16 protein-coding genes are annotated in these 14,224 nt (G+C 66.3%); 8 read left to right on the top strand and 8 right to left on the bottom strand.

Annotation, left to right across the window (positions count from 1 at the left end; translation table 11 throughout):
- Positions 1-47: 47 nt before the first annotated feature.
- A complete protein-coding gene (gene recF / locus DD559_RS00455) occupies positions 48-1,115 on the bottom strand; it encodes a DNA replication/repair protein RecF (protein WP_116467464.1) in 1,068 nt (355 codons plus the stop codon).
- Between the two features lie 75 nt (positions 1,116-1,190).
- On the opposite strand from recF, the gene DD559_RS00450 reads away from it, so the two are divergent.
- Positions 1,191-2,000 carry a hypothetical protein gene (locus DD559_RS00450; RefSeq protein ID WP_116467463.1) on the top strand — a complete coding sequence of 270 codons (810 nt, stop codon included), beginning with the start codon at positions 1,191-1,193 and terminating at the stop codon, positions 1,998-2,000.
- Positions 2,001-2,002: 2 nt separating this feature from the next.
- Positions 2,003-2,734 carry a hypothetical protein gene (locus DD559_RS00445; RefSeq protein ID WP_165830942.1) on the top strand — a complete coding sequence of 244 codons (732 nt, stop codon included), beginning with the start codon at positions 2,003-2,005 and terminating at the stop codon, positions 2,732-2,734.
- A gap of 77 nt (positions 2,735-2,811) precedes the next feature.
- Here the strand turns inward: DD559_RS00445 and DD559_RS00440 are convergent, their stop codons facing one another.
- The 3 genes from DD559_RS00440 to DD559_RS00430 form a co-directional block, all read right to left on the bottom strand.
- On the bottom strand, positions 2,812-3,573 hold the full coding sequence (locus DD559_RS00440; protein WP_116467461.1) for a Coq4 family protein: 762 nt from the start codon (positions 3,571-3,573) through the stop codon (positions 2,812-2,814).
- A gap of 253 nt (positions 3,574-3,826) precedes the next feature.
- On the bottom strand, positions 3,827-4,939 hold the full coding sequence (gene dnaN / locus DD559_RS00435; RefSeq protein WP_116467460.1) for a DNA polymerase III subunit beta: 1,113 nt from the start codon (positions 4,937-4,939) through the stop codon (positions 3,827-3,829).
- A gap of 149 nt (positions 4,940-5,088) precedes the next feature.
- Positions 5,089-5,703, bottom strand: a complete 615-nt coding sequence (locus DD559_RS00430; protein WP_116467459.1) for an outer membrane protein — start codon at positions 5,701-5,703, stop codon at positions 5,089-5,091.
- A 265-nt stretch (positions 5,704-5,968) separates the two neighbouring features.
- On the opposite strand from DD559_RS00430, the gene DD559_RS00425 reads away from it, so the two are divergent.
- Positions 5,969-6,616 (top strand): histidine phosphatase family protein, encoded by a 648-nt coding sequence (locus tag DD559_RS00425; RefSeq protein ID WP_116470611.1) that lies wholly within the window; start codon positions 5,969-5,971, stop codon positions 6,614-6,616.
- Positions 6,613-7,086, top strand: a complete 474-nt coding sequence (locus DD559_RS00420; RefSeq protein ID WP_116467458.1) for a hypothetical protein — start codon at positions 6,613-6,615, stop codon at positions 7,084-7,086. The genes DD559_RS00425 and DD559_RS00420 overlap by 4 nt, the downstream gene beginning before the upstream one ends.
- Positions 7,087-7,092: 6 nt before the next feature.
- Here the strand turns inward: DD559_RS00420 and DD559_RS00415 are convergent, their stop codons facing one another.
- Both DD559_RS00415 and DD559_RS00410 read right to left on the bottom strand, forming a co-directional pair.
- The gene (locus DD559_RS00415; protein WP_116467457.1) at positions 7,093-7,824 is read right to left on the bottom strand and encodes a molybdopterin-dependent oxidoreductase; all 732 of its coding nucleotides are present in this window, start codon (positions 7,822-7,824) and stop codon (positions 7,093-7,095) included.
- Positions 7,821-8,531 carry a cytochrome b/b6 domain-containing protein gene (locus tag DD559_RS00410; RefSeq protein WP_116470610.1) on the bottom strand — a complete coding sequence of 237 codons (711 nt, stop codon included), beginning with the start codon at positions 8,529-8,531 and terminating at the stop codon, positions 7,821-7,823. Before DD559_RS00410 ends, DD559_RS00415 begins: the two co-directional genes overlap by 4 nt.
- 151 nt (positions 8,532-8,682) lie before the next feature.
- Between DD559_RS00410 and DD559_RS00405 the strand changes: the two genes are divergently transcribed.
- Entirely contained in the window at positions 8,683-9,303 is a 621-nt protein-coding gene (locus DD559_RS00405) for a flavin reductase family protein (protein ID WP_116467456.1), read from the top strand.
- Here the strand turns inward: DD559_RS00405 and DD559_RS00400 are convergent.
- Positions 9,281-9,691 carry a lysozyme inhibitor LprI family protein gene (locus tag DD559_RS00400; protein WP_116467455.1) on the bottom strand — a complete coding sequence of 137 codons (411 nt, stop codon included), beginning with the start codon at positions 9,689-9,691 and terminating at the stop codon, positions 9,281-9,283. The genes DD559_RS00405 and DD559_RS00400 overlap by 23 nt on opposite strands.
- A 33-nt stretch (positions 9,692-9,724) precedes the next feature.
- Positions 9,725-10,909 (bottom strand): dual-specificity RNA methyltransferase RlmN, encoded by a 1,185-nt coding sequence (rlmN, locus tag DD559_RS00395; protein WP_497006771.1) that lies wholly within the window; start codon positions 10,907-10,909, stop codon positions 9,725-9,727.
- Between the two features lie 202 nt (positions 10,910-11,111).
- On the opposite strand from rlmN, the gene DD559_RS00390 reads away from it, so the two are divergent.
- The 3 genes from DD559_RS00390 to DD559_RS00380 all read left to right on the top strand — a co-directional run bounded on the left by DD559_RS00390 (position 11,112) and on the right by DD559_RS00380 (position 14,196).
- Positions 11,112-11,573, top strand: coding sequence for a DUF4168 domain-containing protein (locus DD559_RS00390; RefSeq protein ID WP_133243751.1), 462 nt, complete (start codon positions 11,112-11,114; stop codon positions 11,571-11,573).
- A 127-nt stretch (positions 11,574-11,700) separates the two neighbouring features.
- Entirely contained in the window at positions 11,701-12,789 is a 1,089-nt protein-coding gene (locus tag DD559_RS00385) for a Ca2+-dependent phosphoinositide-specific phospholipase C (protein WP_116467452.1), read from the top strand.
- Between the two features lie 150 nt (positions 12,790-12,939).
- Positions 12,940-14,196 carry an SAM-dependent methyltransferase gene (locus DD559_RS00380; protein ID WP_116467451.1) on the top strand — a complete coding sequence of 419 codons (1,257 nt, stop codon included), beginning with the start codon at positions 12,940-12,942 and terminating at the stop codon, positions 14,194-14,196.
- Positions 14,197-14,224: the final 28 nt, after the last annotated feature.

The raw sequence follows: 14,224 nt of genomic DNA, 5'->3' as shown, positions 1-14,224 counted from the left end.
AGGATATAGGGATTCAGGGCACGAAACGAAAGCGAAATGGGCAGGCCTCAGCCCGGCTCGACGCGCCCCTCCGCCACCCGATAGCGGGTCGCGCTGGCGGGCACGGCTTCGAACAGTGCCGGCTCGGTGCCGGTCATCCAGACCTGGCCGCGTCCGGCCAGCCGCTCGAACAGCGCCGCCCGGCGACCGGGATCGAGATGCGCAGCGACTTCGTCGAGCAACAGGATCGGCGAACGGCCGGCGCGGTCCGCTACCAGTTCGGCATGGGCGAGGACGATGCCGAGCAGCAGCGCCTTCTGTTCGCCGGTAGAGCAGAGATGTGCCGGCTGGCCCTTGTCGAGATGCGTCACCCGCAGGTCGGCGCGGTGCGGTCCCGCCAGCGTGCGGCCGGCGGCGGCATCGCGCCGCCGGCCCTCGCGCAAGGCGGCCGCCAGCAACGCCGCGTCGCCCTGCCAGCCCTCCAGGGCGAGCCCGGCGCGGGCGAAGGGCCCCTGCGGCTGGTTCGCAAGGCGGGCGTCCAGCGCGGCAACGGCATCGCGGCGCGCGGCATCGATCGCGGCACCGTGCTCGGCCATCCGTGCTTCCAGCGCATCCAGCCAGGCGGGATCGGGGGGCCGCTCGTCGGCAAGCAGCCGGTTGCGTTCGCGCATCGCCGCTTCGTAGCGGGTCGCTTCATGGGCGTGGCGCGGATTGAGCGCCAGCGTCAGCCGGTCGAGGAAACGGCGGCGTTCGCCCGGTGCTTCGAGAAACAGCCGGTCCATCGCCGGCGTGAGCCAAAGGACGACCAGCCACTGCGCCAGGCTGGTGGCGGCGGCGGTAGCGCCATTGACGCGTACGATCCGCCGTTCGGGCGAATCGGCGCGGGTCCCGGTGCCGATCTCGGCATCGTCGAGCGTTGCGGCAACGCCGAAGCCGCCGGCGCCGCCCTGGCGTGCCATTTCCCCAAGCGGGGCGCCGCGCAGCCCCCGACCGGGGGCCAGCAGCGACACCGCCTCCAGAATATTGGTCTTGCCCGCGCCATTCTCCCCGCTCAGCACCACGAACGTCGCACCGGGCGCCAGCAGCGCATCGGCGTGATTGCGGAAGTCGGTGAGCAGGAGACGCTTGACGGCCATGAAAGGGGCTGTAGCGCAGCACCTTGCCCACGAACACCGCTTGGCCGATAGACCGGGGCGAAGGGATAGAAACACATGATCCGCAAGACTCTCACGATTGCCGCGCTGCTACTGGTCGCGGCCTGTTCCAAGGCGCCCGAGGATGTGACGGTGCGCTACACCGCCGCCGGCGGCCGTGGCACCATCACCGTCAAGGCCGCTGCCAATGGCGATGCAAAGGTGGAAGCCGGCCCGCAGACGCTGATCCGTAAGGGCGGCACCGACTATGTCGTCATCAGCGAAGGCAACGACAAGTTCGCCGCCAGCTTCGCCGATTTCGTTGGCGCGACCCAGGATATCGCCAAGGAAAAGGGCATGAAGCCCCAGGCGCTGCCGCAGGATCCGGAGTATGAGGCGGTGGAAGTGGGCGAGGAAAAGGTCGCCGACCAGAAGGGCACGATCTGGAGCGTCCAGCCCAAGGGCAATCCCAATGGCGATTCGATCCGCATCGTAGTGAGCAAGGATTCGCGCTTCGCCAATGTCGCCGCGGCGATCGGGATGCAGACGCGCCTGACCAGCGCCCGCATGGCGACGATGTTCACCAGCATTCCCAAGGCGGAAAAGGTACTGGAAGACGTGGTCGGCAAGGGCATGGTGCTGCGCCTGGGCGATGCGCTGACCTTGCAGGACGTGAAGCCCGGCGCGATTCCGGCGACCGAATTCGCGCTGCCGAAGGTGCTTGACCGCGCGGCGCTGCGCCAGCGGATCATGGATCAGGCGAACAAGGCGCTCGAAGCCGCCAAGGCAGCCGGCGACAAGGCCGGGGCCGCACCGGCACCAGGCACCGCACCCGCACCCGCACCTGCCCCGGCGCCCGCACCGGAAGCCAGCCCGACCAAGAAGTGATGATGTCTCGCCGCCTCGCGCGCGCGCTCGCCTTGCTGCTGGTGCTGGCCCCGTGGCCGGCGCTCGCGGATGTCTCCGCCTTGTACCGCGCCGGCGACGACCGGTTGACGGTGGAAGTCGCGGACAATGGCGATGCGCGCGTCGAGGTGGGTGAGTTCGTCTATCTCCGTCATGGCGGAGCGGAATATCTGACGCTGGAAAAATTCGGCGGCATCTCGATCACCGGTCGCCGCGACGATATGCTGAAGTTCCTCGGCGTGCTGTTCCGCGCCGATCCCCAGACCGCAAAGCTGGCCACGCCGGACCCGATAACGCCGACCGTCGAACCGTTGCCTGCCACGGAAGTGCTGGGGCTGAAGGGGCAGGGATGGCGGGTGTGGCCCAAGGGCAAGCGCGATCCCGCCGGCAGCATGGATATGGCCTGCACCGATGCGCCGCAGCTGGCGCCGGTCGGTCCCGTGCTGCAAGCGATGGTCGGCACGTTTCTCACGGCGTTCGCCCCGATGGACAAGGGCGGGCATTTCCGCGCCATCCTCGCCGTGATCCGCCAGAAGGGCGCCCCGCTTTCGGTCCAGGGGGCGATGATGGGGGCGAAGATGCAACTGGACCGGCTGGAAACGGGCAGGATCGATCCCAAGCGCTTCGCCGTGCCGGAGGACCTGTTCAGTGCCGAGATGCTGGACGCCTTGGCCGCCCAGATGAAATCGGACCTGGAGAAGGGAAAGACGCCCTAAGCGAGGGGACGTGATGTTGCCCCGCCGTGGCGGGCCAGTCCCGGTGGGTCAACGGGTCAACATCATGGCATCCCACGCTAAAGCGCGTCGATCCCCGCCGCTTCCAGCCGTGCCTGGGCGATGCGATAGCGTGCAGGTTCGGCAATACCCAGCCGCCGCCGCGCCGTTTCCAGCGGCTCTTCGAGCAGCGCTTCATAATCCTCGCCGTGCAGCCAGCGGGCGCGCTTGCCGTGGCGGTAGCCTTCGCAGATCGCTTTCACGCAATCGAAGCGGCCGGTGGTGCGAATGCTCTTTATTGCTCCGCCCAGCGCGATGAAGCCCCAGCCAAGGCCGCCGGTCTGCGCATAGGAGAAGGCGACGAGGCAGAGTTCGCCGAGATGTTCGTCGGCTTTGTAGCCGGTCAGCACATGCCAGATGTCGTGGATGTCGCGTTCGCGCCGCCCCATCCAGGCATAGGGATGTTCGACGTCGATGCCCTGGAAGCCGCCTTCGACCATGCTCACCTGCACCAGCCCGTCGGCCGAATAGCCGGTGCTGTCCAGGAAATCGCGATAGGCCGCGCCAAGCGTGCCGGGGGCGAAGCTGTCGATCCAGCTGCGGTCGCACAGGCGCTGGGCAAGTTCCAGCCGGCGATAGGCCAGCTTGCCGCCGCCCTGCACCCGCAGCAGCTTGCGATAGTTGCGCTGCGTGACGTCTCCATTCAGCGCACGCATGATGCGGAAAACCTGTTCGGTATCGTCGCCATTTGCGAGCAGACGGCGCAGCGCCGCGAAGGCGGTACCCCATTCGCGCCGCAATGGCACACCGGGATTGAGCGTCTGGGGGGGCTGGGTCGCCATTCCATCCGATCCTGATAACTGACATGGATGTCAATAGACGAGAACGGGGGATCTTTCAAGTTGCCCGAGCCGGACGACGCATCCGCAAAGATCCGCCGTCCGACCCACGTCCCGTAAGTGCGACCCTCGGGGCACGGCCAACCCTATGCGCCGCGGCCTTCCACCGGCAAAGCCGGGGAAAGCGCGGATCGGGTCGGAAAGCACCCATAAACCATCACAAGTATTTGCGAAGAAATGGATTCTTCGCGTGCGGTCAAACCCGCATCGGCATCAATACGTAGAGCGCGGGCGATGCATCATTCTCGCGAATCAGCGTCGGCGCGGCGGCATCGGCGAGATGCACTTCGACCAGGTCGCCTTCGATCTGGCCGAGAATATCCATCAGATAGCGGCTGTTGAAACCGATCTCGAAGCCCATTGCGGCATATTCACCGGGCACTTCTTCGGCGGCGACGCCATTCTCGGGGCTGGTGACCGAAAGCACGACCTTGTCGCGCTCCAGCGCCATTTTCACCGCGCGGGTCTTCTCGGTCGCGATGGTCGATACGCGGTCGACGCCCTGCATCAGGCTCTTCGGATCGAGCTTGAGCAGCTTGTCGTTCGCGGTCGGGATCACGCGGCTGTAATCGGGGAAGGTGCCGTCGATCAGCTTCGACGTGAGGATCGCCTGGCCCAGATCGAAGCGGATCTTCGACGGCGAGAGCGATACGCCCACCGAACCATCGACCTCGTCGAGCAGCTTGCGCAGCTCCGCCACGCACTTGCGCGGCACGATCACGCCCGGCATCGCGTCCGCGCCCTCGGGGCAGGGCACGGTGACGCGGGCCAGCCGGTGGCCGTCGGTCGCGGCGGCGCGCAGCAGGCGGTTGGCGTCGTCCGTCACATGGAAGAAGATGCCGTTCAGATAATAGCGCGTCTCTTCGGTGGAGATCGCGAATCGGGTCTTGTCGATGATCTGCTTCAGCGTTTCGGCCGGCAGCTCGAACGTCGTCGGCAGCTCGCCCTCGGCGATCATCGGGAAATCGTCGCGCGGCAGCGTGCCCAGCTGGAAGCGGGCGCGGCCCGCCACCACCGTCAACTTGCCCTCGGCCGCGGTGAGCACCACCTGCGAACCCTCGGGCAGCTTGCGGACGATGTCGAACAGCGTGTGCGCCGAGACGGTCGTCGCGCCGACCTGGTCGACTGCCGCCGGAATCGTCTCGTCGATCTGCAGATCGAGATCGGTGGCCATCAGCCGCAGCGATCCGCCGAGCTGTGCATCGATCAGCACGTTGGACAGGATCGGAATCGTGTTGCGCCGCTCAACCACGGACTGGACGTGGCTCAGGCCCCTCAGCAGAGTTGCGCGTTCGATCGTCGCCTTCATGTACCTCAAACCCCCGGGCCGTCGCCCAACATTTCACCCGGCGCGACCCGGCCGGTGGCAATGCGCCATGACGTACCCTTAACGCGAAAAAGGGCCGGAGCAACCCCGCTCCGACCCCCTTTTCAACAGACGAAACGCCTTTTCGGTGATCAGAAGCGCACGCCGATGCCGGTGACGATCTGGTGGCGTTCGGGATCGACGCCGTTCGCCTGCGAGCCATAGTTGGAATAGCGATATTCCGCCTTGGCGAAGACCTGGTTGGTCAGCTTGAACTCGGCACCCGCGCCGAGACGCCAGCCGCCGAGATTGTCCCGCGCGCGCAGATCGAGCGCGGGCGTGCTGTTGGGCGAGCTATAGTCGGTGATGAACTGGGCGTTGGTGTAGCCGGCCTTGGCGTAGAGCAGCGTGTTCGGGCCAGCGAGGAAGCCGAGGCGGCCGCCGACATAGAGATCGCGGCCCGCCTTCACGCGGAGCCGATCGCCGGCGTTCAGCACGTTGCTGCTGCGGTCGCTGATGCTGGAGCCGGTGACTTCGCCCTCGACGCCGAACACGGTGCTGCCGCGCTGGATGTCGTAGCCGATATTGCCGCCGAAAGTGACGCCGTCGCGCGAGGCATCGAACGACGACTTGTCGTTCACGCGGTCCCAGCCGGCGATCACTTCGGCGTGCGATCCGGCGAAGCTCTGGTCCTGCGACTGGGCGAAGGCCGGGGCGCCGACGGCGGAACTGGCCACCAGGGCGACGATGGAAAGCTTGGTACGCATACAATACTCCTAACAAGAGCCCGCCCTATCGGGCCGGGCCGGGATCGGCCGCAGGCACAGGGCCTCGGCTGGTCGCTTGGGGCAAGGACGGGTGGCGCGGGCCGATATGCTCGGCGCCGCCTGCGATGTCGGTATCCTCCCGTTCGTTCCCCGCGTGCTCCGCGAGCGCCACAGCAGTTGCGCCCGCATCGCTGTCGCCGCGCTGAACGAAATCGGGCCAAAATGGGACATTGCGTTTCCGCGCGTTTCGCCTGAGAGAAGCGCCATGGCGACCAAGCGCAAGGGCCGCGATTTCATCGCGCGGCATGGCGAGACGGTGTTCAACATCGCCCGCCGGATGCAGGGCGATCACCTGCATACTCCGTTGACCCGCGCCGGATTCGCGCAGGCGGATGCGATGGGCGCGGCGTTGCGCGCCATGCTCGGCCCCCGGCCGAAAATGGCGCTTTGGGCGTCGAGCGCCGGACGTGCCTTGCAGACGCTGGCGATCATCGCCGAGCATCTCGAGCTCGACTGGCATCAGGCGCGGACCGACGATCGCCTTGTCGAGATCGGCATGGGCCGGTGGAGCGGCCGCTATTATGCCGATCTGGAGCGGGAGGTCGGATCCTTCCTCGATGCCGAGCACGGGTTGTACACGCGCCCGCCCGAAGGCGGCGAGTGGTATGATTCGATCGCCACCCGTGTTTCGGGCTGGCTGGCCGATACCGACGAGGATCCCGGCGACCGGCTGGTGATCATGCACGGCATGTCGAGCCGGATCCTGCGCGGGGTGATGACCGGCCGCGACGTGCTGCCGCAGTTCGATGCGCCGGTGGCGCCGGACCTGCCGCAGGGATCGATCGTCCGGATCGAGGCGGGCGTCGAAACACTGGTGCATCTCGGCACCGGGCGTGGTGCCGCGCCGGCATGATCGGCCTTCTCGCACTGTTGCTGATGGCCGGGGAGGCTGCCGCCGGGCGTTCGACGATCGGCATCTACCAGAGCTGGGGCGCGTTTCGCGAAGCCGCGCCGTTGCATTGCTTCGCCATCGCCCGGCCGATCGACCGGGCACGGCGGAACGGCGCGTTCGTCAGCATCGCCACCTGGCCGGGCAGGGGGCTGCGCAACCAGCTGCACGTGCGGCTTGGCCATGATCGCGGCAAGGACGCGCGCGTGGTGCTGACCGCAGGCGAGCGGCGCTTCACGCTCGTCGCCGGGCCGCGCGATGCCTGGGCACCGGATGCGCGCGCCGGCGCGGCGATCGTCGCGGCGATGCGGGGCGGGCGGGCGCTCAGCGTGGAAAGCGTGGCTGCGAACGGAATGCCGTTCGCCGAAAGCTATGTGCTCGACGGGGCGGCAAGCGCGATCGATGCGGCGGCGCTCGCCTGCCTGCGGCGCTGACGGGGATCAGATTCCCGCATACCATTGATAGCCGTTGCTATCCTCCCAGGTGCCTCCCTTGCCCGCGCCGATCCGGGCGAGCGAGGCGACGGCTTCGATCCGCGTCAGATACTTGGCGTGCTTGTAGCCGAGCTGGCGTTCGACTCGCAGCCGCAGCGGCGCGCCATGGCCGATATCGAGCAGCCGATCGTTGAGCGCCCAGGCAAGGATCGTCTGGGGATGCAGCGCATCGATCATGTCGATCGATTCGTAATAGTTGCTGTTGCCGTATCGATCCGCGCAGTGGAACACGATGTAGCGCGCCAGCGGGCTGATCCCCGCCGCCTGGAGCACGGTCGCGAGCTGCGGCCCCTGCCACTTGCCGATCGCACTCCACCCCTCGACGCAGTCGTGCCGCGTGATCTGTGCGCGCTGCGGCATCGCCTGGAGCTGGCCGAGGCTGAGCCGGAGCGGGCGGGCGACCATGCCGTCCACCGCCAATCGCCAGTCGACGAAGCGGGTGCCGGCCCAGATATTGTATTCGGGCGTGTTCGGGTGGTGCGTGCCGTTGACGCGGAAGCGGGGGCTGCGCTGTTCCGGCCGGAACTCGGTGGCGAGCGCCCCGCGGCCGATCGAGCGCTGCAGGAAACGATGCGCTTCCTCCGCGCTTGCGAGGACCGGACTGTCGGTGAACCGGTCGCAGCCGGTCAGCAGGCCGGCGCTGCCGGCGACGAGCAGGGCGCGTCGGGTAACGATCATGCTTCGTCCTCCGTCGGCACGCGCCACCACCCGGTAATCATCGATCGCATTTCGTTGAAAGGCCCTGCGAGCAGCACCAGCGTCAGATGGACGAGCAGGAAGGCAAGGATCGCCGCCATTGCAAGGAAATGTACCGATCGTGCCGATTGCCGTCCGCCGAAGACCGCCGTCAGCCAGGGCCAGGCCGCGTCCATTCCCGGCGACAGCGCCAGGCCGGAAAAGATCACCGTCGGCAGCAGCACGAACAGCGTGCCGACATAGGCGATCTTCTGGAAGATATTGTACGCGGCGGGAGCATCGGGATCATGAAAGCGCAACGCGAGATGCGCCTTCAAATCGGCCCAGAGGTGCTGCGGCCCCAGTTCGCGGGCGCGGATGCGAAGGTCGCGGGCGATGTGACCGTTCGCCAGGCTCCACAGTACATACAGCAGCAATCCGAACGCCAGCACCAGTGCGAAGAACAGATGCCAGTGCCTCGCGCCGGCCAGGCTGTAGTAGGACGGGATCGTCATCCAGCCGGGAAATCGCGGCAGGGTGAGCCAGGCGGCGTCGAAATTCGCGCCATATTGCCCCCAATATAGCCGGGGATGGGCGTTGAAGATCATCAGCCCGCTGCCGACCAGGATCATCAGCACGATCGCATTGATCCAGTGCCACAGTCGCGTAACCAGCCGGTGGCGGTAGATCAGACGGGGGTGGTCGGCCATCTGCATATCCCTTGCCATGTTCGGCCAACCTTGTCCTCGCCCCGAATGGAGGAGGCGAACAGGGGGCTGGGCTGGCTGCGTCGCCGATAGTAGGGGATTCGCGCGCCGAGCGGAATCGGTTTTGCGCACACGATATTTTGCGGGAGCCACCATGCCCACCGATTTCCATTTCTATGAACCCGGCAGCGGGCACGGCCTGGCGCACGATCCGCTCAATGCCATTGTCGGCCCGCGCCCGATCGGCTGGGTGAGTACGGTCTCGGCAAATGGCGTGCGCAACCTTGCGCCCTACAGCTTCTTCAATCTGTTCAACTATCGGCCGCCGATCCTCGGCTTCGCCTCGACCGGGTGGAAGGACAGCGTCGCCAACATCGCCGAGACGAAGGAATTCGTCTGGAACCTCGCCACCCGCCCGCTGGCGGAGGCGATGAATGCCAGTGCCGCGATGGCCGGGCCGGAGGTGGACGAATTCACCCTCGCGGGAATCGAGACGCTGCCGTCGCGCACCGTGCGGCCGGACCGGGTCGCCGCCAGCCCCGCACAGTTCGAATGCCGGCTGACCCAGCTGATCCGCCTGGAAAACAAGGAAGGTGCCGAAGTCGACACCTGGCTCGTCCTGGGCGAAGCCATCGGCATCCATATCGACAAGGCGATGTTGGAGGACGGCGTCTACCAGACCGCCCGCGCCCGGCCGATCCTGCGCGGCGGCGGCCCGGCCGACTATTTTGAGATTAGCGAGGACGCGCTGTTCAGGATGTTCCGTCCGCGCTGACGCCGGGCTCGGGCAGGATCGGCGGGGTCGAATCGGGATAGGTCAGCCACGTCTTCCACAGCCAGTGGGTGCGCGCGCGGGTAAGATCAATGCGGCAGTTGTGGAACATCGCGCCGCGGATCGTTCCGCCCTGCCAATAGGCATAAACGGCGGCGCATTCGGCCTTGCGGAAGTCGAGCCACTGCGCCTGCGCCAGATCGATCGCACCGGCAAGCCCCTGATTGTCCGCAGCGGCGCGCTTGCGAGCGGCTGCGAGGTAGCGCGCCATTTCAGCATCGGCGGCGGCGCTAACCTTGTCTAGGCAGATATCCATTGCCACGGTGGTCTTTGCGTCGGCGCAGGGACCAGCAGGGGCGGCGAGGGCGAGACTCAGCAGGATCGACAGCATGGCTGCCATCCTAGCCGAACCGCCCGCCGCTGCTCAACCGAGCGCTGCGAACTTCTCTTCGGCCTCGCGGTCGAGCTGCGCGCGGCTCTTCTTCTCCGATGCGGTCTTCAGCTGGCCGCACGCCGCATCGATGTCGCGCCCGCGCGGGGTGCGCACCGGCGCCGAGATGCCGCCTTCGAACACGATGTTCGAGAAGGACCGGATCCGCTCGGGCGTCGAGCATTCGTACGGCGCGCCCGGCCAGGGGTTGAACGGGATCAGGTTCACCTTGGCGGGCAGCTTGTACTTGCGCAGCAGGCGGACCAGCTCGTGCGCGTCGGCGTCGCTGTCGTTCTTGTCCTTCAGCATCACATATTCGAAGGTGATGCGGCGGGCATTGTTGGCGCCCGGATAGTCGGCGCAGGCCTGGAGCAGCTCCTCGATGCCGTATTTCTTGTTGAGCGGCACGATCTCGTCGCGCACGTCCTTGGTGACCGCGTGGAGCGATACTGCCAGGTTCACGCCGATCTCCTCGCCGGCGCGCGCCATGATCGGCACCACGCCCGAGGTGGAAAGGGTGATGCGGCGCTTGGACAGCGCCAGGCCGTCGCCGTCCATGACGATCTGGAGGCCGGCCTTCACCTCGTCGAAATTATAGAGCGGCTCGCCCATGCCCATCATCACGATGTTGGTGAGCAGGCGGCCTTCGGGCTGGCTCGGCCATTCGCCGAGCGAATCGCGCGCGAGCATCACCTGGCCGACGATCTCGCCGGCGGTAAGGTTGCGCACCAGCCGCATCGTGCCGGTATGGCAGAAGCGGCAATTGAGCGTGCAGCCCACCTGGCTGGAGACGCAGAGCGTGCCCCGATCGGCGTCGGGGATGAACACCATCTCGTAATCCTGCCCGTCGGGCGAGCGGAGCAGCCACTTGCGGGTGCCGTCGTTCGAGACCTGCGCCTCGACCACGTCGGGGCGGCCGATCACGAAGCGTTCGGCCAGCCACGGGTGCTGCGCCTTGGCGATGTCGGTCATCGCCGAGAAGTCGGTGGCGCCGCGATTGTAGATCCAGTGCCACAGCTGCTTGGCGCGCAGCTTGGCCTGTTTCGGTTCGAGACCGGCAGTCTCCAGCGCGGCGCGAATGCCGTCACGGGAAAGACCGATCAGGTCGACACGACCATCCGGGCGCGGGCTCTGGGCACGCGGAACGGGCACGGGATCGATGTGCCCGGGGATGGGCATGGGCGCGGCCGACACTGTCTGCATTCGCTGCACATAGTCGAAAAACCGTGCGATTTCCAGTCATGGGATTTGGCTGCGGGCGGGTTCGCGTTGTCCCGCCCCCGCCACGACCCGTCGTGAAGAGCCTGGGCGGGCCCGAACCCTTTCCCCAACTGCACGTTACCCCTTTCGTAGAGAGTTTCATTGTTGCGAGGAGATGATGATGAAAATGCTGTTTTCGACCATGGCCGCCGCGGGTGTGCTGATGGCGACGGGGGCGATGGCCCAGACCACCGCTCCCCAGGCTCCGGCCGATCATGACATGGCGGACCATGCCGCCCCGGCCCAGTCCGCCGAGGCGCCGGCACAGGCCGCAACGGGCTCGGCGCAGGCGACGACGACAACGAGCGCCGTCACCGATGCCGAGGTCAAGCAATATGCCGCGGCAGCGTTGGCAGTGAACAAGATCAACGCCGATACCACCGTCCCGGCGGCGGAAAAGAACACGCGCTTCGTGGCGGCGATCACGGAATCGGGTTTGCAGCCGCAGCGCTTCAACGAGATCAGCCAGGCGATGGCCGCCGATCCCGCGTTGAACCAGAAGATTCAGGCGGCCGCGGCGCAGGCGCAGACGAGCGGCCAATCGGCCCAGGCCAGCACGCCGACCGGCCCGACCGGCAACTGATCGAATAGCGCCCCTTTCGGCGGCGGTGGCGATTTTTGTCGCCGCCGCCGCTTTTCTGTGCGCCCTTGTCATGGTTCCGGAACGAAAGCTCGCCACAGGCTCCGCCAACGGGTTCGTTTGAAAAGGAATGATGATGCGTATTGGGTGGATGATCGGCGCGGCGGGGCTGCTGATGGCGATGGCGCCGGGTGGGTCGATGCCCGATGCCGACAAGCGCCTCGATTCGCTGCGGCTCGATCAGGTGCGGATGCTGGGTTCGCACAACAGCTATCGCCCCTATCCGTTGCCGCAGGTGGAAGCCCGCATCCGCGCGCTCGCGCCGAAGGAATGGGACGGTCTGGCCTATGGCCATCCGCCGCTCGAAAGCCAGCTCGCGCTGGGCCTGCGCCAGCTCGAGATCGATGTCGCGCCCGATCCGCAGGGCGGCGCCTATGCCGCGCCCTATGCGGATGGTCCGGCCGAAATCAAGGCGGAGATGGCCGCACCGGGCGCCAAAACGATCCATGTGCCGGGGCTCGATTGGCAGACGCATTGCCGCACCTTCCGCGCCTGCATGGCGATCTTCCGCCGCTGGTCCGATGCGCATCCGGGCCATCTGCCGGTGATGCTCCTGGTCAATGCCAGCGACGTGCGGCCGATCCCGGGCCTGCGCACCACCGATATCGGCTTCGATGCCGCCACACTGGACGCGCTGGATAGCGATATCGCCGCGACCCTCGGCCGCGAGCGGGTGATCACCCCGGACGACGTCCGTGGCAATCTGCCGACGCTGCGCGAGGCGGTGACCGCCCATCGCTGGCCGACCGTCGGCGCATCGCGTGGCAAGTTCCTGCTCGTGCTGGATACGTCGGAGGCGAACGAGGAGCGCTACCGTAGCGGTCATGCCAGCCTGAAGGGGCGGATGATGTTCGGCTGGTATCCGGAGGACGCGCCGGAAGCGGCATTCTTCAACATGCAGAGCCCGAGCAAAGATATGGCCACCATCACGCGGCGGGTGCGTGCGGGCTTCATGGTGCGGACCCGCGCCGATTCCGAAACGCTGGAGGCGCGCAACCATGATCGCAGTCGGCTGGATGCGGCGATCACCTCGGGCGCGCAGCTGATCAGCACCGACTATTATGAAGGCGCGCCCGATCCGCGCGGACTGAACTTTCGTGTGTCGTTGGGGAACGGCACGGTGATCTGCAACAGCGTGTCTGCACGCTGCGCGAAATGATGCGGGCAGCGGGGACTTTTTTGCGGGGCAGGTGAACCCCTGCGTTCAGGTTGCGTTTCGTTCTCGTCCCGTAACGCGTCCGCCGTTCGCTGCGAACGGCGGAAACGCGGTGCGGGTTTCGGCGAAACATGAGCGCAGTACGGGATCGCAATGGCTCTGATTGAACATTTCCTCGACCGCGCGGTGAAGCGCGGCCAGCTGACGCTTGTCCGTGCCGATGGTAGCTCGCGCAGTTTCGGCGCCCCGGATCCGCAGCTTGCGCCGGTGACGATGCACTTGGGGCGGGGTGCCGAAGCGCGGATCGTGCGCGATCCCGCACTCGGCACCGCCGAAACCTATATGGATGGCAGCCTGCAGCTGGAGCAGGGCGACATTCTCGATCTTCTTACCATGGTCACAGCAAACAACCGCTGGGAAACCAGCAATGCGGTGCTCCATCCGTCGCGGTTCCGCCTGCTTACCGGCAAGGTGGCGCATATGATCGGCCGCACCAACATGGCGCGCCAATCGAAGCGGAACGTCGCCCACCATTATGATCTTTCGGCGCGCCTCTACGACCTGTTCCTCGATGTCGACCGGCAATATAGCTGCGCTTACTTTACCGACCCGAGAAACAGCATTGAGCAGGCACAGCGCGACAAGAAGGCGCATATCGTGGCCAAGCTGGCGATCGAGCCGGGGATGCGCGTGCTGGATATCGGCTGCGGCTGGGGTGGCATGGCGCTCTATATCCACGCGACGACCGGCGCCGAGGTGCTGGGGATCACCCTGTCAGAGGAGCAGTTGAAGATCGCGCGTGAGCGTGCGGCCGCGGCCGGCGTCTCGGATAAGGTCAAGTTCGAGCTGATCGACTATCGTGCGCTGAAGGGACAGTTCGACCGGATCGTTTCGGTCGGCATGTTCGAGCATGTCGGCACGCCGCAATACCGCACTTTTTTCGCCAAGTGCCGCGAACTGACGACACCCGAAGGCGTGATGCTGCTCCACACGATCGGGCGGGCTGGGGCCCCGGGTTATACCGATGCGTTCACGCTGAAATACATCTTCCCCGGCGGCTATATCCCGGCGCTGTCGGAGATCGCCAAGGGCTATGAAGGGTTGCGCTACTTCCTCACCGACGTGGAAGTGCTGCGGTTGCATTACGCGTATACGCTAAAGGCCTGGTACGACCGCACCGTGGCAGCGCACGACGCGATCGTCGACCTGTACGACGAACGCTTCTTCCGGATGTGGACCTACTATCTCGCCGGATCCTATGTGAGCTTCGTCAATGGCGGGTTGGTGAATTACCAGCTGCAATTCGCGCGTTCGCGCACCGCCTTGCCGATCACCCGAGACTATATGTTGGAGGCGGAGGTCGCACTGCGGGCAGAAACCGGCGCGCCGATGCGACTCCATTCGGTCTAGCCGCGGCGGCGTCGGGGCTGGCAGATAT

The organism is Sphingomonas pokkalii (assembly GCF_003096275.1).
Taxonomy (GTDB): domain Bacteria; phylum Pseudomonadota; class Alphaproteobacteria; order Sphingomonadales; family Sphingomonadaceae; genus Sphingomonas; species Sphingomonas pokkalii.
Note: the sequence above shows the minus strand (reverse complement) of the source record. Positions and strands in the feature narration are given on the sequence as shown.

Excerpts from the sequence above, each read along its gene's own strand:
- rlmN (WP_497006771.1), bottom strand. The coding sequence starts at position 10,909 with ATGCCCATCCCCGGGCACATCGATCCCGTGCCCGTTCCGCGTGCCCAG.
- DD559_RS00385 (WP_116467452.1), top strand. The coding sequence starts at position 11,701 with ATGATGATGCGTATTGGGTGGATGATCGGCGCGGCGGGGCTGCTGATG.
- DD559_RS00445 (WP_165830942.1), top strand. The coding sequence starts at position 2,003 with ATGTCTCGCCGCCTCGCGCGCGCGCTCGCCTTGCTGCTGGTGCTGGCC.
- DD559_RS00420 (WP_116467458.1), top strand. The coding sequence starts at position 6,613 with ATGATCGGCCTTCTCGCACTGTTGCTGATGGCCGGGGAGGCTGCCGCC.
- DD559_RS00410 (WP_116470610.1), bottom strand. The coding sequence starts at position 8,531 with ATGGCCGACCACCCCCGTCTGATCTACCGCCACCGGCTGGTTACGCGA.
- DD559_RS00430 (WP_116467459.1), bottom strand. The coding sequence starts at position 5,703 with ATGCGTACCAAGCTTTCCATCGTCGCCCTGGTGGCCAGTTCCGCCGTC.
- DD559_RS00415 (WP_116467457.1), bottom strand. The coding sequence starts at position 7,824 with ATGATCGTTACCCGACGCGCCCTGCTCGTCGCCGGCAGCGCCGGCCTG.
- dnaN (WP_116467460.1), bottom strand. The coding sequence starts at position 4,939 with ATGAAGGCGACGATCGAACGCGCAACTCTGCTGAGGGGCCTGAGCCAC.
- DD559_RS00405 (WP_116467456.1), top strand. The coding sequence starts at position 8,683 with ATGCCCACCGATTTCCATTTCTATGAACCCGGCAGCGGGCACGGCCTG.
- DD559_RS00380 (WP_116467451.1), top strand. The coding sequence starts at position 12,940 with ATGGCTCTGATTGAACATTTCCTCGACCGCGCGGTGAAGCGCGGCCAG.
- DD559_RS00450 (WP_116467463.1), top strand. The coding sequence starts at position 1,191 with ATGATCCGCAAGACTCTCACGATTGCCGCGCTGCTACTGGTCGCGGCC.
- DD559_RS00400 (WP_116467455.1), bottom strand. The coding sequence starts at position 9,691 with ATGCTGTCGATCCTGCTGAGTCTCGCCCTCGCCGCCCCTGCTGGTCCC.
- DD559_RS00440 (WP_116467461.1), bottom strand. The coding sequence starts at position 3,573 with ATGGCGACCCAGCCCCCCCAGACGCTCAATCCCGGTGTGCCATTGCGG.
- DD559_RS00390 (WP_133243751.1), top strand. The coding sequence starts at position 11,112 with ATGAAAATGCTGTTTTCGACCATGGCCGCCGCGGGTGTGCTGATGGCG.
- recF (WP_116467464.1), bottom strand. The coding sequence starts at position 1,115 with ATGGCCGTCAAGCGTCTCCTGCTCACCGACTTCCGCAATCACGCCGAT.
- DD559_RS00425 (WP_116470611.1), top strand. The coding sequence starts at position 5,969 with ATGGCGACCAAGCGCAAGGGCCGCGATTTCATCGCGCGGCATGGCGAG.